This is a genomic window from Secundilactobacillus malefermentans (assembly GCF_008033155.1).
Lineage (GTDB): Bacteria > Bacillota > Bacilli > Lactobacillales > Lactobacillaceae > Secundilactobacillus > Secundilactobacillus malefermentans.
On sequence record NZ_CP042371.1, the window covers coordinates 1,857,180 to 1,878,342 of the forward strand.

Annotated in this window: 20 protein-coding genes and 1 riboswitch; of the genes, 19 read left to right on the top strand and 1 reads right to left on the bottom strand. The window is 41.3% G+C overall.

Annotation, left to right across the window (positions count from 1 at the left end):
- Positions 1-8 precede the first annotated feature (8 nt).
- Complete coding sequence (locus FGL90_RS09110) at positions 9-197, bottom strand: DUF2929 family protein (RefSeq protein ID WP_010619762.1); 189 nt, start codon at positions 195-197, stop codon at positions 9-11.
- Between the two features lie 125 nt (positions 198-322).
- Between FGL90_RS09110 and dnaE the strand changes: the two genes are divergently transcribed.
- The 19 genes from dnaE to FGL90_RS09205 all read left to right on the top strand — a co-directional run bounded on the left by dnaE (position 323) and on the right by FGL90_RS09205 (position 21,095).
- On the top strand, positions 323-3,676 hold the full coding sequence (gene dnaE, locus FGL90_RS09115; protein ID WP_147657779.1) for a DNA polymerase III subunit alpha: 3,354 nt from the start codon (positions 323-325) through the stop codon (positions 3,674-3,676).
- 209 nt (positions 3,677-3,885) lie between these two features.
- Positions 3,886-5,643 (top strand): pyruvate kinase, encoded by a 1,758-nt coding sequence (gene pyk, locus FGL90_RS09120; protein ID WP_010619764.1) that lies wholly within the window; start codon positions 3,886-3,888, stop codon positions 5,641-5,643.
- Between the two features lie 137 nt (positions 5,644-5,780).
- Positions 5,781-6,659, top strand: a complete 879-nt coding sequence (locus FGL90_RS09125; protein ID WP_010619765.1) for a CvfB family protein — start codon at positions 5,781-5,783, stop codon at positions 6,657-6,659.
- A gap of 21 nt (positions 6,660-6,680) precedes the next feature.
- Positions 6,681-7,577 carry a site-specific tyrosine recombinase XerD gene (gene xerD / locus FGL90_RS09130; RefSeq protein ID WP_147657781.1) on the top strand — a complete coding sequence of 299 codons (897 nt, stop codon included), beginning with the start codon at positions 6,681-6,683 and terminating at the stop codon, positions 7,575-7,577.
- Between the two features lie 73 nt (positions 7,578-7,650).
- Positions 7,651-8,010 (top strand): N-acetyltransferase, encoded by a 360-nt coding sequence (locus FGL90_RS09135; RefSeq protein ID WP_147657783.1) that lies wholly within the window; start codon positions 7,651-7,653, stop codon positions 8,008-8,010.
- Positions 8,000-8,758, top strand: a complete 759-nt coding sequence (locus tag FGL90_RS09140; protein WP_147657785.1) for a segregation and condensation protein A — start codon at positions 8,000-8,002, stop codon at positions 8,756-8,758. The genes FGL90_RS09135 and FGL90_RS09140 overlap by 11 nt, the downstream gene beginning before the upstream one ends.
- A complete protein-coding gene (gene scpB, locus FGL90_RS09145; RefSeq protein WP_010619769.1) occupies positions 8,755-9,339 on the top strand; it encodes an SMC-Scp complex subunit ScpB in 585 nt (194 codons plus the stop codon). Before FGL90_RS09140 ends, scpB begins: the two co-directional genes overlap by 4 nt.
- Positions 9,340-10,062 carry a pseudouridine synthase gene (locus FGL90_RS09150; protein WP_010619770.1) on the top strand — a complete coding sequence of 241 codons (723 nt, stop codon included), beginning with the start codon at positions 9,340-9,342 and terminating at the stop codon, positions 10,060-10,062.
- A 58-nt stretch (positions 10,063-10,120) separates the two neighbouring features.
- Positions 10,121-10,241: riboswitch (FMN riboswitch) on the top strand.
- Positions 10,242-10,354: 113 nt separating this feature from the next.
- A complete protein-coding gene (locus FGL90_RS09155; protein ID WP_225423040.1) occupies positions 10,355-10,948 on the top strand; it encodes an ECF transporter S component in 594 nt (197 codons plus the stop codon).
- 95 nt (positions 10,949-11,043) lie between these two features.
- A complete protein-coding gene (locus tag FGL90_RS09160; RefSeq protein ID WP_147657787.1) occupies positions 11,044-12,087 on the top strand; it encodes a helix-turn-helix domain-containing protein in 1,044 nt (347 codons plus the stop codon).
- Complete coding sequence (locus tag FGL90_RS09165; protein ID WP_147657789.1) at positions 12,077-13,525, top strand: RecQ family ATP-dependent DNA helicase; 1,449 nt, start codon at positions 12,077-12,079, stop codon at positions 13,523-13,525. Before FGL90_RS09160 ends, FGL90_RS09165 begins: the two co-directional genes overlap by 11 nt.
- A gap of 58 nt (positions 13,526-13,583) precedes the next feature.
- Positions 13,584-14,192 carry a LysM peptidoglycan-binding domain-containing protein gene (locus tag FGL90_RS09170; RefSeq protein WP_010619775.1) on the top strand — a complete coding sequence of 203 codons (609 nt, stop codon included), beginning with the start codon at positions 13,584-13,586 and terminating at the stop codon, positions 14,190-14,192.
- A gap of 23 nt (positions 14,193-14,215) precedes the next feature.
- A complete protein-coding gene (gene cmk, locus FGL90_RS09175; RefSeq protein ID WP_010619776.1) occupies positions 14,216-14,893 on the top strand; it encodes a (d)CMP kinase in 678 nt (225 codons plus the stop codon).
- 86 nt (positions 14,894-14,979) lie between these two features.
- Positions 14,980-16,245, top strand: coding sequence for a 30S ribosomal protein S1 (rpsA, locus tag FGL90_RS09180; protein WP_147657791.1), 1,266 nt, complete (start codon positions 14,980-14,982; stop codon positions 16,243-16,245).
- A gap of 98 nt (positions 16,246-16,343) precedes the next feature.
- A complete protein-coding gene (der, locus tag FGL90_RS09185) occupies positions 16,344-17,654 on the top strand; it encodes a ribosome biogenesis GTPase Der (protein ID WP_010619778.1) in 1,311 nt (436 codons plus the stop codon).
- A gap of 251 nt (positions 17,655-17,905) precedes the next feature.
- Positions 17,906-18,181, top strand: a complete 276-nt coding sequence (locus FGL90_RS09190) for an HU family DNA-binding protein (protein WP_010619779.1) — start codon at positions 17,906-17,908, stop codon at positions 18,179-18,181.
- A 132-nt stretch (positions 18,182-18,313) separates the two neighbouring features.
- On the top strand, positions 18,314-19,582 hold the full coding sequence (locus tag FGL90_RS09195; protein ID WP_147657793.1) for a tetratricopeptide repeat protein: 1,269 nt from the start codon (positions 18,314-18,316) through the stop codon (positions 19,580-19,582).
- A gap of 116 nt (positions 19,583-19,698) precedes the next feature.
- Positions 19,699-20,223 (top strand): helix-turn-helix domain-containing protein, encoded by a 525-nt coding sequence (locus FGL90_RS09200; protein ID WP_010620867.1) that lies wholly within the window; start codon positions 19,699-19,701, stop codon positions 20,221-20,223.
- Positions 20,169-21,095: an IS3 family transposase gene (locus tag FGL90_RS09205; RefSeq protein WP_076621487.1), complete on the top strand. Its 927-nt coding sequence runs from the start codon at positions 20,169-20,171 to the stop codon at positions 21,093-21,095. Before FGL90_RS09200 ends, FGL90_RS09205 begins: the two co-directional genes overlap by 55 nt.
- Positions 21,096-21,163: the final 68 nt, after the last annotated feature.

Sequence of the window (21,163 nt, forward strand, 5' to 3'; positions counted from 1 at the left end):
TATTGTTTTTATTCTGTTCTACTAATTCCAAGAAAGTGAATGCCATTTACAAAGATAACCCCAATAACTGCAGTCACAATACCAATGGTAAATGGGCTGTACGTCATCACTTCAAGAGCACTTCCGATATAACCAATCACTTCACCAAAAATAATAGCCCAGAAAATAACAACGAGATTTGCTTCAATAATTTTCATCGAGTTGCACCTCTCAATCAATAAAATTTTAGCACAGAACCAAAAAAATGCAATTCTTATATTTTATATTTGATGAGGCGCCAGCCAATTGGTTTGTTATAATGACAAAAGAAAGGATGAGAGAAATGAGTTTTGTCCCATTACAGGTTACGAGTACGTTTAGTTTGCTACAAAGCACCACCAAAATCGACGAGCTAGTAACCACCGCTAAAGAGCGGGGATACAGCGCAATTGCGTTGACTGACAATCAAATCATGTATGGCGCTGTGGATTTTTATAATGCGTGCTTGAAACAAGGGATAAAGCCACTCATCGGTCTTAAACTAACATTTCAAGGCGTCACGGATCCTAGTCAAACATACAGCGTAATTTTAATTGCTAAAAATAACGAGGGCTATCAAAATTTGATGGTCATTTCGACTTTAATAAATACCAGTGAGGCTGCCTTAACCTTTAATAAAATCAAAGATTATTTAACCGGCCTTTTCTACATTTTTCCAAATGATTCAGAGCTAACGGCCCTCATCCTTAATAAGGACAAAGAGGGATTACAGAAACTATTTGAAATACTAAAGGGTGCTGCAAATCCCGCAGATATTTATATTGGCATCGACGTCACTCAGTCGGTGGCTTACCGCGAACTGGTTTACAAAATTGGGACAGATTACAAGGTGAGTTTGGTTGCATTACCTCAAGTGAACTATCTGAATGCGACGGATCATTTCAGTATTGAAGTGTTAAGGGCAATCAAGGATGGGACGACCATCACGAATATCGGTGAGTTAATGAAAAAGCTAGGAACTCATTGGTTAAAGCCTGCCGAAGAGTTTGAAAGTTCCTTTAGGGATGCCAACTTGCTTGAAGCGGCTCAGAATACAGAAAAAATAGCGGCGCAAAGTCAGATTGAATTGAAATTTCAACAGCCTAAGTTACCGCAATTCAAAACGGATGATGGGTCTAGTAGTTTCGACTACCTTAGATCAAAGTGTATTACCGGTTTACACAACCGATTGACCCACGCCCCCCACACGGCGACGGACGAGGCTTACAAAAAAAGGCTGGAATACGAATTATCAGTAATCAATAAAATGGGATTCAATGATTACTTCCTAATTATTTGGGATGTGATTCGATTTGCTCATCAAACTGGTATCACGACTGGACCTGGTCGAGGTTCAGCTGCGGGATCGCTGGTCGCCTATGTTTTAAACATTACGGATGTTGATCCGCTTGAGTATGATCTCCTATTTGAGCGGTTCTTAAATGAAGAGCGGGCGCAAATGCCAGATATTGATTTGGATATTCCTGATAATCGGCGAGAAGAAGTTTTGGAATACGTTCATCAAAAGTACGGACACAATAAAGTTGCCCAAATTATTACCTTTGGCACGCTGGCGGCAAAACAGGCAATTCGGGATGTTGGCCGTGTGTTTGGCCTCTCAACACCGGAACTTTCAGAGTGGAGTCATGCGATTCCAAGCGTTTTGCACGTTAGTTTGACAGAGGCACTAGACCAGTCACAAAAATTAAAAAATATGATTAGTGACAGTAGCACGAACAAAATGCTTTACGAAACTGCCTGCAAGCTTGAAGGATTACCCCGGCACTACTCAACCCACGCTGCTGGAATTGTTTTGAGTGATAATCCATTAGTGGATTTAGTTCCCCTCCAAAATGGATCTGAATCCATGATGATGACGCAATACTCAAAGGACATTGTTGAAAGTGTTGGGCTTCTTAAAATGGATTTTCTTGGATTAAGAAATTTGTCAATTATGGCCGATGCCTTAGCAACAATTAAGCGGCAGGGGGATGCGCACTTCAAGGTGGAGGATGTTAATTTAAATGATCCACAAACTTTGGCAATCTTTGCTCGTGGAGATACGAATGGCGTCTTTCAATTTGAATCAAACGGGATTAAGGGTGTTTTGCGGCGGTTGCAACCCAATAACTTTGAACTGGTCGCAGCCGTCAATGCGCTTTACCGACCAGGGCCAATGGAAAATATTGATACGTTTATTGCCCGAAAGAACGGAAAAGAACCGGTTAGCTATCCGGATCCTTCACTGGCCCCAATTCTAAAACACACCTACGGAATCATTGTTTATCAGGAGCAAGTGATGCAGGTTGCTTCTAAAATGGGTGGCTTTAGTCTTGGACAAGCCGATTTACTGCGGCGAGCGATGAGTAAAAAGAAAAAGGCCACAATGGACGCCATGAAAAAACGCTTTTTAAATGGCGCCTCAAAATTGGGTTACTCCGAAAAAGTTGCTGAGCAAACGTTTAACTATATTGATCGGTTTGCCAATTACGGGTTTAATCGATCGCATGCGGTCGCGTACAGTAAGATGGCGTTCGAGATGGCCTACTTGAAGGTTCATTACAAAACGGCCTTCTATGCTGCCTTGTTGAATTCCGTGATGAATAATCCGGCTAAAACGAAGGTTTATTTGATGGAAGCAAAGCAGCATGAAGTTGACGTTGTGGCGCCCGATATTAATAACAGTGGCGCAACTTTTCAGGTTTCCAAAGAAACGATTCAATTTGGATTAGCGTCGATTAAGGGGGTTCGAAAGGACTTTCTACGTGATCTATTAGAGGAACGGCGCAGTAGTGGCCGTTTTAAGAATTTTTATGAATTTTTGAAACGAATTGGCAACAAATGGCAAAAGCAAGATTTAATTGAAAATTTAATTTACGCAGGCGTCTTTGATTCGTTTGACGCAAATCGAGCTGAGCTGGTGACGGCACTCCCTGAATTTTTAAGCAGTCTCGAATTAAGTGGTGGCAGCATGGAATTGTTCGAAGAGCTTGCACCAAAAGTGCGGCCAGTTCCCGATTTTTCGCTGTCTGAAAAGTTGGAAAAGGAGGAGGCCGTGTTGGGCGCCTACCTTTCCGGTCACCCGGTGGAAGAGTATCGGGGCTTGATGAAATCGCTCAAGTCGACACCAGTTAGTGATTTAAGTTTAAATTCCAAATGTGTTGTATTGGTGTACATCAAGCGGATTAAGGTCATCCGGACCAAACGAGGAGATCAAATGGCGTTTGCAACGGTGGAGGATCTGACTGGTGAAATTAGTGTGACTATTTTTCCCAACTTGTATCGCACCATTGCGGACTGGTTTGAAAAGGAACAGGTTGTCGTCGTTAGGGGGAAAGTTGAAAAGCAACGGGATGTTCAAATTGTTGCGGATCAAATTCAACTTGCTAGCACGATTAAGGTTGATGAGACGCCCACCCAGCCAGCGGGCAGGTGGTTCCTCAGGATTGATGCTGATCACGACAAACCCGAAGTTCATCAGGCAATTCTCAAGGTGTTAAAGAAATACCAAGGCGAATTTCCGGTCATTTTTTATCGTCCTGAAGGGGATCAAACCCAATTGCTGAATAAAAATCTGTGGTTATCAAATTCAGCTGAAATTCAGCCAGAATTAATTTCAATATTAGGCGAAAAAAATGTTGTCTTTCAGAAAAAATAAGTTAAAAACAAGGTCCATAAAACGTTAAAATTTTATGGATTTTTCATTTTAATCAAATGAAACCGGTTACTTGATAAATAAGGGATAATCAATAAAGACAACCGTTTTTAAAAGTGCTAGAATACTAACGGAATCTAAAAAGTATGATTGTTTGCTTATGTGAATCAAAAGGAAGCATTTATACTTAAATTAAAGGAGAGATAATTCTAATGAAGAAAACCAAGATTGTTAGTACCCTTGGTCCTGCCAGCACCGACGTCAACATTATTGTAAAGTTGATTGAATCTGGTGCCAATATTTTCCGTTTCAACTTTTCACATGGTGATCACGCTGAGCACCTTGACCGTATCGAAAAGGTACATGAAGCAGAAAAGATTACTGGTAAGACGGTTGGCCTTATGCTCGATACAAAGGGTGCTGAAATCCGTACAACTGTTCAAAAAGACGGTAAGATTCAATTTAAGACCGGCGAAAAGTTACGTATTTCTATGGACGAAAGCCTTGAAGGTACTAAAGACAAAATCGCTGTTACTTACCCAGGCCTTTTTGATGATGTAACTGTTGGTGGTCACGTTCTATTTGATGACGGTCTTCTTGACATGTTAATTGACGACAAGGACGATTCTAACCGCGAATTAGTCGTAACTGTTCAAAACGATGGGTTACTTGGTTCACGTAAGGGTGTTAACGCACCTGGCGTTTCAATCAACTTACCAGGTATTACTGACAAAGACTCAAGCGATATTCGTTTTGGTTTGGATCATGAAATCAACTACATCGCTGCATCATTTGTTCGTAAGCCAGAAGATGTTCTTGATATTCGTAAATTACTTGAGGAAAAGAACATGGAACATGTTCAAATCTTCCCTAAGATTGAATCACAAGAAGGTATCAACAACTTTGATGATATCATCAAGGTTTCAGATGGTTTGATGGTTGCTCGTGGTGACATGGGTGTTGAAATTCCTACTGAAAATGTGCCTTTGGTACAAAAGACTTTGATTCGCAAGTGTAACCAATTAGGTAAGCCAGTTATTACTGCTACCCAAATGTTAGACTCAATGCAAGAAAACCCACGTCCTACTCGTGCCGAAGCATCTGACGTTGCCAATGCCGTATTTGATGGTACTGATGCAACAATGCTTTCTGGTGAAAGTGCTAACGGTGAATACCCAGTTGAAGCCGTTGCTACTATGAACCGTATCGACATTAAGGCTGAAAACGCATTACGCGACTTCGGTACTGCTGATGTTGAAGGCGACACTAGTGATGTTACTGAATCAATTGGTGCTTCCGTTGCCCGTGTTGCTAAGCAATTAGGTGTTAAGACCATTGTTGCTGCAACTGCTTCTGGTTACACTGCTCGAATGATTTCTAAGTATCGTCCAGATGCTGACATTCTTGCAATCACTTTTGACGATCGTACCCGTCGTGGTTTGATGGTTAACTGGGGTGTTTACCCAATGGTTGTTGAGAAGCCAGCTAACACTGATGAGATGTTTGATTTAGCAGCTGCTAAGGCCGTTGAATCAGGTTTAGCCAAGGAAGGCGACCTTATCTTAATCACTGCTGGTGTTCCAGTTGGCGAACGAGGCACGACTAACTTGATGAAGATCCAATTGATCGGTTCAAAGTTAGTTCAAGGCCAAGGTGTCGGTGACGAAACTGTTATCGGTAAAGCCGTTGTTGCTAACTCAGCTGACGAAGCTAACAAAAAAGCCGTTGAAGGCGGAATCTTGATTGCTAAGAACACTGACAAGGACTACTTGCCAGCTATCGAAAAGTCAAGCGCCGTTGTTGTTGAAAATGGTGGATTAACTTCACACGCCGCAGTAGTTGGAATCTCAATGGGAATTCCAGTTATCGTTGGTGCTACCTCAGCAATCGAAAAGATTTCTGATGGCGAATTAATCACCGTTGACTCACGTCGTGGTATCGTTTATCACGGTGCTTCAAACGCACTTTAATCGTAAATAAAGTCAAAAAAGAAGGATCTGGGCGACCAGGTCCTTTTTTGTGTCTCGCTTATTCACTAAAAGACGTGTAAAATAAGGCATTGCAAGAATTGAACTAAGACGAAATTGTAAAAAGTGAGGAACCTAAAATGAAAGAATTATTAGGCCGGATTATTACCGGAAAAGTAACTGATGAAAATGAGAAAGATTATTACGTACAGGTTGAAGGAGAAACCTTCCGCCTTGATAAGGCAGAGATTGAAAAGCCTTTGAAGGAGGGCAGTGACTTCTCTGGATTTGCTTATGAGAACGAATCCCATAAATTCCAAATTACCCGGAATGCACCAAAAGTTCAGGTTGGCCATTATGATTTTGGAACGGTTGTTAGATCACAACGGAGCCTTGGCGTTTTCGTTGACGTAGGTCTTCCAAACAAGGATATTGCCGTTTCTTTGGATGATTTGCCAACGATCAACTCATTGTGGCCTCAAACGGGAGATAAGCTCTTGATCTCCTTGAAAGTCGATAAGAAGAATCGAATCTGGGGTGAATTAGCCGATGAAGAGATTTATACCGCATTGGCACAGCCTGCCAATAAACAAATGATGAATGATAATGTGACAGCAACGGTTTATCGATTAAAGCTTGCTGGAACGAAGGTTATTACGGACAAGTACCAATTAGGATTTGTCCATCCAAGTGAACGTGACGAAGAACCAAGACTTGGTCAGCAAATCAAAGCACGGGTCATCGGGGTTCATCCAGATGGCACACTCAATTTATCAATGAAGCCCCGGGCTTATGAGGCAATTGGTGAAGATGCTGAGATGATTTTGGTGGCACTTCAACACGCAGATGGGCATCAACTGCCATTTACGGATAAGAGTGACCCAGCTGACATTAAAGCCTACTTCGGTATTAGTAAAGGTCAATTTAAGCGGGCTTTAGGTCATTTACTAAAGGAACGATTAATTTCTGAAAATACTGAAAATATCATCCTGTTACCAGCGGGCGAAGCAAAGTCATAAACCTATATATTCGGGGGTGAAATGATGGGGTTAGAAACCCAAGTTGCAGATTATCTACATTACAGCCAAGTGGAACGTGGCTTATCACGAAATACCATTTTGAGCTATAATCAAGATCTAAAAGAATTCATGGCCTATTTAAAGACCAAGGATCTATCAAGTTGGAACAAGATTGATCGTTTCGTCATTCTTGATTATCTTCAATATGAGAACAAGCAAAATAAAGCGCGAAACTCCGTTATTCATGCGGTCTCAACTCTTCGGCGCTTTTTTCGCTATTTAATGCAGGAAAAATTTATTTCAGAAAATCCAATGGTCCAGGTATCATCCCCCAAACAAGCACACCCGTTACCTCAAGTTTTGACTGAAACTGAAGTAAATTCGTTGCTGGATGCACCGGATACCAGTACTAAATATGGCTGTCGGGATCGCGCGATTTTGGAAACAATGTATGCAACTGGACTACGGGTGAGTGAGCTTGTTCATTTAAAACTGGATGATCTTCACTTAGAAATGGGCCTGATTCAAACCTTGGGTAAGGGGAATAAGGAACGTATTATTCCAATTGGCGACGTTGCAATTGACTGGTTAAACCGCTATTTACGAGATAGTCGGCCACAACTGTTAAAGAATCGTCAATCTCCTTACGTTTTTTTGAATGCCCATGGATCCGGGCTAAGTCGTCAAAGTATTTGGAAAAAGATTAAGCAGTACGTGGCCCTCGTGGGAATCAAAAAGGACGTTACCCCGCATACATTACGCCACTCTTTTGCCACTCATATTTTGGAGAATGGTGCCGATTTACGAGTTCTTCAGGAATTACTGGGTCACTCGGATATTTCAACGACCCAAATTTACACGCATATCTCAAAGAAGCGGATGACGGAAGTTTATCGAAAGTACCATCCACGAGCGTAATGTTGAATTGTTGTCGAATTTTGTTTATGGTACAGTTTATAAGACACAGGAAAGCTCAAAGGAGGGGATTCGGTTGCTTTTAAAATATCGAAATGATTATGAAAAAGTTGCGATGGGACTGTTATCTTTAATCCCTGATTTTAAGGATATTCATCAAGTTAACCATCAACTCGAATGGTATCAGCAAAGTGATAAACGGGAACTTTTCTTATATAAAAATGAATTCGATAATATCGTGGGAATTGTTGGATCTGAAAATATGGAACAATACGTCTTGCTGAGATTAATTGCATTGACACCTCAAGCACGGGGACAGCAAACCTCAAGCAAAATATTAACCGAATTAATGAATATATATCCAAAGAAACGGCTAATTGGAACTTTGGAAACGACGGCGATAGTTGAAAAATGGGAGCGGGAGCATGGCGAATAGTGAATTAACCATAAAGCTAAATGACTTTGAAGGGCCACTCGACCTTCTTTTACACCTCATTCGGGTGTCAGAGGTCTCCATTTATGATATTCCAATTGTCCAAATAACTACGCAGTACATGACCTATTTGAATCAAATGGAAGCAAATCAGCTCGACGTTGCCGGTGAATACTTTGTCATGGCTGCCACCTTAATGAAAATTAAAGCGCGAACGTTGCTGCCAAAGCGAGAAGAACCGGTAGAGCCGGATGCTGAAATGGCAGATCCTCGTGAAGAGTTAGTCAACCAATTGATTGAATATAAGAAGTATAAGGGTGCTGCGCAAGATTTAAAGGCGCTAGAAGAAACGCGGAAGTTGCAATTCTCACGTTCAGAAGCAGAAGTTCCGATTGGGACCGAACTCGAAATGGTTGCGCCTGGATTGACGACTCAGGATTTGCAGCAGGCGTTGTTAGGATTAATTAATAAGCGGGACTCAAAAACGGTGATTCAACGAATTCATGCCGATCGATTTACCGTCGAGCAACAAATGAAAGTCGTCATGAATCAATTGGCTAAAAATAAGCAGCCAATTTACTTTGAAAATCTTCTAAATAGTCATTCCGACTCAGATGAACTCGTTGCGACCTTTTTATCCGTTTTGGAGCTTGCCAAGGATCATGAACTCAGTCTCAGCCAAAAGTATCAGTTTGCCTCGATTAAGTTAGTCTATCAAGGCAAACGGAAATCAGAGGAGGCACAGGCATGACAACAAATTTACAGCAAGTTGCCAGTTTGCTCTTTGTCAGTGGGGATGAGGGCGTTAGCGTCGGTCAACTAGCGGAACTAACTGGTTTCATGAAACCAGCAATTCACGAGATGGTTGCTGTTCTGAAAAAAAGTTATGACGCTGATGAGGACTGTCCCTTTACGGTCCTAGAAAGCGCTGACGTGTATCGCCTAGCAACTAAATCGGAAGTTGAACCGGTTGTTAAAAAGTACTTTGAATCGCCTCTGTCAACGAATCTGTCGCGAGCTTCACTCGAGGTATTAGCAATTATTGCCTATAAACAACCAATTACGAGAATTGAGATTGATGATATTCGGGGTGTTCAGAGTTCCTCGACCATTCAAAAATTGGTTTTGCGCCAGATGATTGAAGATACGGGACGGGCTGATGAGCCGGGACGACCAATTATCTACAAGACGACGGCCGAGTTTCTGAATTATTTTGGATTAAAGACAATTAAAGAATTACCACCACTGAAGGATGAAGAAGCGGATGATGAGTCGCAAAGTGAGACGCTGATAAATCTATTCAACAAACAATGGGAAGCAGGAGATAAATAAATGGAAAGACTACAAAAAGTGTTAGCACATGCAGGTGTGGCATCACGACGGAAATCTGAGTCAATGATTACCACGGGACGGGTTCGGGTCAATGGCCAAGTCGTGACCGAACTGGGAACCAAAGTTTCGGTTAATGATCAGATTGTGGTAGATGGTGTGCCAATTGCGAATGAGGCACCGGTTTACATTTTGATGTATAAGCCCAAGAGCATTATTTCAACCGTATCCGATGAAAAGCACCGGGCAACCGTGATGGACCTGCTGGAAGATGAAGTCAACGAACGTGTTTACCCTGTTGGTCGGTTGGATTACGACACCACGGGAGTTCTCTTACTCACTAATGATGGGGAACTTGCGAATCGGTTAACCCATCCAAAGTATGAAATTGAAAAGAATTACGTCGCTAAGGTTGAAGGAATTCCCACTAACGATGAGCTGGAAACAATTCGGCACGGGATTCAGGTCGATACTTTCAAGGCAGCGCCGGCAAGAGTTAAAGTGACGTCTGCGGATCGCGCCAAAAAAACGGCCATCGTTTCGATGACCATTCATGAAGGCAAGAACCATCAAGTGAAAAAAATGCTTCAAACAATTGGGCACCCAGTTGAAAAACTAAAGCGCGAATCATATTCATTCCTCCAATTGGGGGGCCTACGTCCTGGTGAATGGCGCAGACTTAAGCCAGAAGAGGTTAAGCAATTAAAGAAGCAAGTGCAAATGTAAGACAAACTCTTGCTTTCTCTAAAGTTATCATGTATGCTCAATTTGTAATTAATTTAAGGTTCATCTTCAGGGCAGGGTGTAATTCCCGACCGGTGGTTAAAGTCCGCGACCTAGCGTAAGCTAGTTGAACTGGTGTAATTCCAGTACCGACAGTAAAGTCTGGTATATAGAAGATTAGTTATTTGAGTGGAGACAATCAAAGACCATGCCAATCTTCTTGGTGTGGTCTCTTTTCGTATTCGGTTAGATAATGTGCTCTTTGCGAGATGACCAACTACAGGAGGAGTTTCATATGGAACGTAGTCAGTCGCATTACAGTATTCGGCAGGTGGCCGAAATGTCGTTATTCGCAGGAATTTCATTTGTACTTATGTACATTTCATTTCCAATTATTCCGTTTGCACCATGGATGAAAATTGATTTTTCTGATATCCCAATTTTACTCGGTGCCGTTATTTTTGGCCCATTGGGTGGTGTATTAATTGCCGCCATTAAAGGCTTCCTTTATTGGCTGTTGACGGGGGTCGACGTCATAAACCTTATCGGAATATTGGCGTCATTTGCTGCGAGCGTGGGGTTCTTGTTACCAATCGCTGCAGTTTTGAAACATATGCAACATGCTTCACTAAGTAAGAAAATGCCAATTGCGATTATTTCTGGGACGGTTGTTCTAACCGTTGTCATGGCGTTAGCTAACTTGTTTGTTTTATTGCCAGTCTATGCAAAGCTACTGGGCATGACAATGCCAATGGCGCTTCCTAAATTAGTTTTGATTGGTGTGATTCCGTTTAACATCATCAAGGGAATTTTAGTGGGTGGTGTCTTCTGGCTAATTGTTGGGCGAATGAAGAGATGGCTGAATAAGCAAGGCAAAATGACACTTTAAATTCGTATATGATAGAGACCCCAATTTGGGGCCTCTTTTTTGTTAAATGTATTATACTGTTCATAAATCGTTTTTAATTTAAGGTGGTAAATAAGGTGGACGAATTTCGTCTCTTGAGCTTGCTTTCGGACCAACAGCCTCGCAGAAAACGGGTTGTTGAAAATATATTAAAGGGTCGGCGAACCGTTTCAACTCTCTTTTGGGGGATGCGATACGGGATTTTAGATTGGCTAGGTTATGAAAAAAAGTTACAGCGGGATACGTATGATTCAGTTTTTGATCAATTGATTCAGGAACAGTTGGTGGAGGCCGTTGATCAACAATTTCGACTAACTGAATTTGGAACAGCTCGACTCAATCAATTGGCAAAGACGCATTATCAGCCACAGAATCTCGCCGTGGGTCAGTTCTATGATTCGCAACTATTTCAGGAAAGGCTCTTGCTGATTATTCAGGTAGTTTCAGAGTACAGTTTTGATAATCGCCAATATTACCCACAGTTGGCGTCACAAGCGAATCTCCAGTTTGCGCGTGAATGGTTTAGATGGTTTAAAATAAACGGAACTGTTGACCTATTTGCCAAAGAAATTCAGGACTTGCTTCAAAACTTGAATGATGACCGCTTAGCCTTATTGGTGGCCTTTCGATTTATGGGACATGGCACCATGGGTCTGACAACACAACAGTTAGCAGTCGAATATAATAGCGACGTTGACCAAATTGCAGCTATTCAAACCGACGTGATGCTCGGATTTATTCCGAGGATTAAGGAAAATCCTGAAAGTCTATTGAGTCCTTTAATTGCTGGAATTGACTCATCACGGGTTTCAGCAAGTGCCACGCAAACGCTAGCCGAGGTGTGGCAGCATCACTCATTTAAGCAAATTAGTCAGCAAAGAAGACTTAAGGAAAGTACCGTCAAAGAGCATATCTTGGAAGCCGCCATTTTATTGCCAATCGACGAAATTCCCTATGATGCGTTAATAAGCCAATCACTTCGTAAACAGTTAGCCTCAATTTTAAGTGGGCAGGAGATTGATGAATGGCAGTTTGATCAATTGACGGCAAAACTACCCGATTTAGACTTCTTTTATTTTCGACTCTATCAAATTTTAAGGAGTAAGGAACATGTTAAATAGGGCACAGCTACATGCTGAATTAAAAAGATACACGGGCTTTGACGAGTTTCGGGATGGGCAGGAAGCTGCGGTAACGTCCCTGTTGGCTAATCAAGACACCCTAGCAATTCTGCCAACGGGTGCAGGAAAGTCGCTCATCTACGAACTTTACGGCAAAATTTCCAATAGACTCGTGATTATTATTTCGCCATTATTATCGTTAATGCAGGATCAGGTTTCCAGTTTGAATTATCGTGGGGAGCGACGGGCTGTAGCCTACACCTCATTGCTGATGGGCCAGGATAAGGCGTACATCGAGGCTCATCTTAATCAGTACCGGTTCCTATTCATGTCACCAGAAATGCTGGTCAACGATGCCATTTTTAACCGAATTAAGCAGTTGCAGCCTGGGCTACTCGTGATTGATGAGGCCCACTGTATTTCAACCTGGGGTCCCGATTTTCGTCCTGAGTATTTACTACTAGGTAAATTACGGGAGCGACTAGGTAGTCCGCTGACATTAATGCTCACGGCAACGGCAACTCCTAAGATCAAATTAGATATCAAAGCCAAAATGGGCCTACCTGATGCAACAGAGGTGATGACCACGATTGACCGACCTAATATTTTCATTGGGGTACAGCACGTTGATAGCGCCAAAGATAAGATGAATCACCTTAAGCAACTCATTAGCAACTTGACGATGCCGGGCATTATTTATTTTTCAAGTAAAAAAGTGGCGAATCAGGTGGCTGAGGAACTCAATAACGAACTGGCCATTAACGTCGCTGCTTATCACGCTGATTTGAGCAGTGATGATCGATTTAAGGTTCAGCAGCAGTTCATGAGCAACCAGATTCAGCTGATTTGTGCGACAAGTGCGTTTGGCATGGGGATTGATAAAAATGACATTCGATTTGTCATTCACTATCACATGCCATCAACCCTTGAAGATTATTGGCAAGAGGTTGGCCGGGCTGGTAGGGATGGAAAGCAAAGTGTCGCAATTATCCTCTATCAAAAAAATGACGAACGAATTCAGTTATCACTCGCCGAAAGCTCGCTACCGACAAACGAAGAAATTCACCTCTATTATCAAAATCCATCGCGGTTTGCGAAAGTGGATGACGACAAATTTCGACTCGTCAAATTTTACGCAACCCATCGCGTTCGTGAAGATCAACTGGTGCAACTGTTACAAAAGCGCCAGCAGAGCAGAACGCAATCAATTCGTGAAATGGTCAGTTACGTGAACTATGCTGAATGCAAACGAGAGCTCATTGGCCGACACTTCAAAGCGACCATAAAGGATCATGATGAAAAATGCTGCAGTAATGAAATAACATCCGAAATCATCGAAAGTTTAAATTTACCAGAACCAGCAATATTAGATACAACGAACCCAGTTAAATTAGACTGGAAACGGGTTATTTCCAACTTATTCTTACTTAAAAATTAAACAAATCAACTGGGCCGTATGGTACAATAATTTCTGAAAGATTTCGGGAGGTAAAGTAATGAGTCAGAAAAATGATGATCACTCATCTAAAAAGGACAGCAAACCTTGGGACCAAACCTTCACTGATGATAGGGATGATCAGGGAAATTTGTCACGGACAAAGCGTAATAAACGGAATCACAATAACACGTTGATTACGATTATCCTGGTTACCGTTATCATTTTGATTGCAATTATTTCGTTGATTATTGGCTTAGCTAAGCAAAGCTCAATGAATAAGCCACAAACGGTCGAATCAGTGAGCTCTTCCAAAGTTGAGTCATCGAGTTCAGCAGAAAAAAAAACAGTCTCAAGTTCTAAAAAAAAGGCTGCAACCAGCTCAAAAGCTAGTAGTAGCAAGGCAAGCGTAACGAGCAGTAGTTCTGTTTCAAAGGCAAGCTCATCTTCTTCAACTGAACAGGCCAGCTCAAGCAGTGCTGCGACAAAGGCTAGTAGTTCGAGTAGTCGCACAAAAACCAGTTCTAAGAAATACGTGACCGTTGCGCAGGGACAAGGTGTCTACCGAGTCGCCGTCAACAATGGCATAACCGTTCAGCGGCTACTTGAGTTAAATGGACTATCGTCTAGCTCAACTTTAGCGCCAGGACAACGGTTAAGAGTTAAATAGAATATATTTAGGAGTCTTTAGTGATGGCAGGAAAAGAGATACAGATTGCAATTGATGGACCAGCATCTGCTGGAAAAAGCACAGTTGCTAAATTAGTCGCAAAGCATTTTAATTTTATTTATTGTGATACAGGTGCAATGTATCGCACGTTAACTTTAAAAGCGATGCAAGAGGGCGTTGAATTGACGAATGAGGCTGGCCTAGTCAAGTTGCTCTCAACGACTGAGATTAAGTTTAAGCCAGGTAAACCCGATCAAAAGGTCTTTTTGGACGGGAAAGAGGTCACAACCGATATTCGCCAACCTGATGTTACCAATAACGTATCAACGGTAGCTGCAATCGGCAGTGTCCGAGAAGAGTTAACCAATCGGCAACGTCAAATTGCTGATGAGGGTGGCATTGTGATGGATGGCCGAGATATTGGCACAACCGTCTTACCAAATGCACAAGTTAAAATTTTCTTAGTTGCCAGCGTTGATGAACGTGCGAAGCGCCGATTTGCAGATAACGATGCAAAAGGAATTCACACCCCATTAGAAGTTTTAAAGCAGGAAATTGAGACGAGAGATTACAAAGATTCTCATCGAGAAATAGCGCCATTAACGCAAGCAGAAGACGCTGTTAAGGTTGATACAACGCCAATGACGATTCAAGAGGTTGTTGACGAAATTATTCAAATTACATCAAATAAAATAAAATAATTAAGAGATAAGGGCTTGGCACTAGCTTTTAGAAAGCTTTTCAGCTAAAATAGTGTTTAGAGTTGTCGCGAGGAGGAAATATTCATATGAGTGAAAAGAATGATAATGCAGACTTATTAAACGCATTAAACAGTGTTGAAGAAGTTAAAATTGGTGACGTTGTTAAGGGTGAAGTACTTGCCATTGATGATGACAAGCAAGCCATTGTTGGTATTGAAGGCGCCGGTATCGAAGGTGTTGTACCACAAAAAGAAATTTCAACAAAGCCAGTTGAAGACATCAGAGATGTTGTTAAAGTTGGTGACAAGCTTGATTTAGTTGTCATCTCAAAGATTGGTAACGATAAAGAAGGCGGCAGTTACTTACTATCTGTTCGTCGTTTAGCAGCCCGAAAGATTTGGGATGATATTCAAAAAGAATACGAAGCTGGTCATACATTGACTGCCCAAGTAACACAAGTTGTTAAGGGTGGCTTAGTAGTAGATGCTGGTGTACGTGGATTCGTACCCGCATCAATGATTACTGATCATTTCGTTGAAGATTTGAACCAATTTAAAGACCAATCATTAGAGTTTAAGATTATTGAAATCGAACCTAGTGAAAACAGATTAATCTTGTCACACCGTGCCATTGTTGAAGAACAAAAGGCTGAAGGTCGTGAAAAGGTTATGGAAACATTGACTGTTGGCGATACAGTTGAAGGAACAGTTGCTCGTTTGACTGACTTCGGTGCTTTCGTTGATCTTGGTGGCGTTGATGGATTAGTTCACGTTTCAGAAATTTCATACGAACGTGTCGGCAAGCCTTCAGACGTCTTAAGGGTTGGCGAAAAGGTTAACGTTAAGATTCTTTCTGTTGACGAAGACCGTAACCGAATTTCACTTTCAATCAAGCAAACACTTCCAGAACCATGGGATGGTATCGAAGAAAAAGCACCAGAAGGCGCAGTTCTTGAAGGAACTGTTAAGCGTTTGACTAGTTTTGGTGCCTTTGTTGAAGTATTCCCTGGCGTTGAAGGACTTGTTCACATTTCACAAATTGCTCATGAGCACATTGCAACACCAAATGATGTTCTTAAGACTGGTGAAAAGGTTAACGTTAAGGTTCTTGAAGTACACCCAGAGCGTCATCGTTTAGCATTATCAATCAAGGCTTTGATTGAAAAGCCAGCTGGTCTTGCTGAAGAAGACAACAACAACGAGAGCAAGAGAAGCAACAACAAACCTTCTAAGCGTCGTAACAACAACGTAAACGAACGTTCAATTGCCAATGCTCCTGAAGAAGATACTGGCTTTACTTTAGGTGACCTAATTGGTGATCAATTAAAGAACAGTGAAGATTCTGAAAAATAAGCGTTAATTCGCTAATGGGCCGAGACGAAGTCATTTTTCGCCTCGTCCTTTTTTATTGATATGGAAACTTTTATTTAAAAGAGAAGGGAGTGTTTTGCATGGCAAAACCAGTTGTTGCAATTGTGGGTCGACCAAATGTTGGTAAATCGACAATTTTTAATCGAATTGCGGGTGACCGAATTTCGATTGTTGAAGATACCCCTGGTGTTACCCGAGATCGAATTTATGCAAATTCGGAATGGATGGGAACCCAATTTAGCCTTATTGATACAGGCGGAATAGATATTGGTGACGAGCCATTTTTGAAACAAATTTCAGAACAAGCAGAAGTTGCGATTGATGAAGCTGACGTGATTGTCTTTCTAGTTAGTGGTCGTGGTGGCGTGACGGATGCTGATGAGCACGTCGCAAGAATTCTGTACAAATCAAATAAACCCGTTATTTTAGCCGTAAATAAAGTTGACAACCCAGAAATGAGAGTTGGCATTTATGACTTTTACGCGCTAGGATTTGGCGATCCGTTCCCAATTTCAGGATCTCACGGAATTGGTTTAGGAGATCTCCTAGATGCAGTCGTGAAGGCCTTTCCTGAATCAGCTAATTATGAAGAGGATAAAACAATCCGCTTTAGTTTAATTGGCCGACCAAACGTTGGAAAATCGTCAATCGTCAACGCACTTTTGGGCACTGACCGGGTTATCGTATCCGATATCGCTGGTACAACTAGAGATGCAGTTGATACGCCGTTTACGACGCCGGATGGTGATGAATTCACGATGGTGGATACTGCCGGAATTAGAAAACGTGGTAAAGTTTACGAAAATACCGAGCGTTACAGTGTTATGCGGGCCATGAAGGCAATTGATAATTCAGACGTTGTGCTCTTTATTATCAATGCTGAAGAGGGCATTCGTGAACAAGACAAGAAGGTTGCAGGCTACGCCCATCAGGCTGGTCGAGGAATCGTTATTGTGGTTAACAAATGGGATACGATTAAAAAGGATAACCACAGTTTGCATGACTTCGAAGTGCACGTTCGTGAAGAATTCCAGTATCTGGCCTATGCACCTATGATTTTTGTCTCTGCAAAGACTGGACAGCGACTCGAAAAGCTTCCTGAACTTATCAAAAAGGTTGCAACGAATCATGCCAAACGAGTACAGTCTGCAACGCTTAATGATGTGATTGTTGATGCGGTTGCGATGAATCCAACCCCAACAATTAATCAACGCAGACTGCGAATTTACTACACAACACAAGTGGCTATTCAGCCACCAACATTTGTCGTGTTTGTTAATGATCCGGAACTAATGCACTTTTCGTATGAGCGTTTCCTTGAGAATCAGATTCGAGCACACTTTGATTTTTCAGGAACCCCAATTCGAATTATTGAACGCAAACGGAAGTAGGTAGATGCCCTGATTTCAACGGGTAAACTACCATTTTTACGAAAACTTTTCGTATATTTATGCAGACCGTTCGTATTATTCATAAAAAAGGTCAGAAAGCGCTTTTAAACCTTGTCATATAAGCCTTCTTGTGCTATCTTTGATTAAGAATCAATACGGTTGTCCGTATTCGTTTCATCATTTTTGGACCACTCAAGAATGACAGCTTAGATGGTTTTCCATCTAATGATATTCCGGGAGGTGAAATTAACATGGCAAACAAAGCACAATTGGTTAACGATGTTGCATCAGCAACTGGTTTAACAAAGAAGGATGCAACTGCTGCAGTAGATGCAGTATTTGGTTCTGTTCAAGCAACTTTAGCTAAGGGCGAAAAGGTCCAATTAATCGGCTTTGGTAACTTCGAAGTTCGTGAACGTGCAGCTCGTAAGGGTCGCAATCCACAAACTGGACAAGAAATCCAAATTCCAGCAAGCAAAGTACCTGCATTTAAGCCAGGTAAAGCTTTAAAGGATGCTGTTAAATAAGCAATTATTTTACAGTGAGAAACCAGTGCGACGCTTGTCGGCTGGTTTTTTTGTTGGAGTTCTTTCTGTTGCATTTGTTGTGAGTCATGTTAATGTTTAACCCTAAACTGTTTAAAAAGAGGATGAAATTTATTGAGTTATTCTGAAGCTGCATTAGACCTGCTTGAAAAAGGTCAACTTGACGATTTTAAAAAACAATTTGCGCTCGCACTTAGGCACGATGATGACGACACACTATACGGCCTTGCGGAAGAACTGTATTCGCTTGGTTTTATCAACCAGTCCAAACGAATATACGAAAACCTACTCAAAAAATATCCTGATGAAGATGAATTACGCACGAATTTGGCGGATATTTTGGTGGGGGAAGATAAAACCGATGAAGCACTGTTACTTTTAAACGAAATCAAACCTGATTCGTCGGCTTACGTCCAATCCCTCATGGTGGCCGCTGATCTTTACCAAACGCAGGAACTCTTTGAAGTTAGCGAACAAAAGTTACTCAAGGCGCTGGAACTGGCACCTGATGAAACTGTTATTCGATTTGCCTTAGCGGAACTGTATTTCACTATGCGTGAATTTGCCAAATCAATTCCCCTTTACATGCAGATTATTGAAGCGGGGAACTTAACCTTCTCTGCCGTTAACATTGTGGAGCGAGTCGGGGTAGCCTATGCAAATGAAGGCCGCTTTGAGCAAGCAGTGGGCTACTTGGAACAAGTCCATTCCGGTGAGATGACGCCTGACGTCAAATTTGAGCTAGGATTTACCTATCTCCAACTGAAAGATACCAAAAAAGCGATTGAGACGCTTTCTGAGCTACAAGAAAGTGATTCCCAGTACACTTCCCTATATCCATACCTAGGGCAGGCGTATGAGGCTGAAAATCAGAATGACGAAGCCTTGAAAGTCTTGCAGGAAGGTTTAGCCGTTGATGAATATAATGAAAAGTTGTGGTTGCAGGCCGCCAAAACAGCTTTGAAGCTGGATGACGAAGATTTGGCGAAGCAATACCTTGATAAAGGTCGCCAATTGGATCCTGAAGACTTGGAAATTGCGATTCAATTATCGAATTTGTTTGTTAAACAGGAGAAATGGCAGGACAACATTGACCTAGTTTCAAGTTATCTAGATCAGGAAAAAGTTGATCCACAGCTTTACTGGAACTTAGCCGTCTCCTATAATCACCTTGAGAATTTGGACAAGGCGCAGGAAGCGTACGAAAATGCACAACCATTCTTTATGGATCAAAAAGACTTCTTAAAGCCTGCCGTGTACTTCTTCAGAAAAGTCGGGCAAATGGAAATGGCCTTTACCTTACTTAAAAAGTATTTGGAACTTGTACCAGAGGATGACGAAATGAACCTGTTGTTGGAAGATTTTCAGCAAATGGGATTTTAAGTTAATCGCAACAAGAGGCTGGGACAAAAGTCCTAATCTAAAATAAAAGAACCAGGAATTTGAAGGGCTCCGATAAAGTTAGACAAAAATCTAACTGAATCGGAGTCCTTTTCTGTATGTCAAAATATACTTTAGAATTTAAAATGAAAATTGTTAATGAGTATTTAGAGGGTAATTATAGTTATAAAGATTTGGCAAGTATGAATGGCCTGAATCATTCAATCATTGTCAGATGGGTCCAACGTGCAAAAATCAATGGAATGTCAGCACTGGCATCCAAAAAGGCAAAACGAAGTTTTAGTGGTCAAGATAAGGTTAATATATTAGACTACATGTTAACTAATGGCTTAAGTTTCAATGAAACAGGTGCTCATTTTGATGTGGAGCCCAGTTTGATTTATCAGTGGAAAAGGAAATTTGATGAACATGGCATTGATGCCTTACAAGCCAAACGAGGAAGGCCATCAAAACAAATGATAAAAAAGAAAGCAATCCCGAAAAATAAATTAGATGCGTTGAAACAAGAGAATTTGGAACTAAAGCAACAGCTTCAGACAGCTAAAATGGAGCTAGCCGTCTCAAAAAAATTAGAAGCCTTAGCGATCAAGAAAAGACGACGAAAGAACAACTTACCCAAGTAGTACAATCGTTAAGGCAGCAATTCGACCTAACGGTCCTCTTAGCAGTTGTAGGATTAAATCGCAAAACTTTTTATTATCATTTAAAGCATTCCCACGATGATAAATATCGTGAAGTAAAAGATGTCATCCAATGGCTTTACGATGGTAGCGAGGAGACTTATGGCTATCGTCGAATGCATGTAGAACTATTGAAAATGCAGTTTACGTATGATGACGATACGGTTCGTAAAATCATGCGCAGCATGGATTTAATGCCTACGTGCTATTGGACAAGATCTGGTAAGTTTTCTTCGTATCGTGGTGAACAAGGAAAAGTTGCTAAAAATATAGTTCGAGAAAAATATGTCATCAAACAGAAAAAGTCGTTTAAATTTGTTGTAGAACAGCCGTACGATGTACTGACGACCGATGTTACCCAAATTAATATACTTGGTACTAAACTCTATTTGTCCGCCGTTATCGACATGTACAGTAAAGAAGTATTAGCATTTGACATACGAAACTCACCAAATGCTGCCCAAGTAATTGCGTGTTTAGATCAGCTAAAAGAGGTCTTGCCTGAAGATGTAACTCCAGTACTCCATAGTGATCAGGGGACCTTATACCAATTAGATGGATATCAAAATAAGTTAAAAGAAATTGGTTTATCTCAAAGTATGTCCCGTAAGGGAAATTGTCTCGATAATGCACCAATGGAAAGTTTTTTCAGTTTAGCAAAAAGAGAATTCATCTGGCGTAAAAATTTCAAATCAGTCGAAGAATTTAAGCAAGCTTTTGCTAAATACATCTCAAGATTCAACAACGTGCGAATTTCTAGAAAAAGTAAGGGCCTGACTCCTATCGAAATTAGGAATCAAGCCCTTACAGCCTAAAAATATTAATATAAGTGTCTAACTTTTTTAGAGCCCATCAATTCGAATTTGAATTCCTGGTTCTTTCA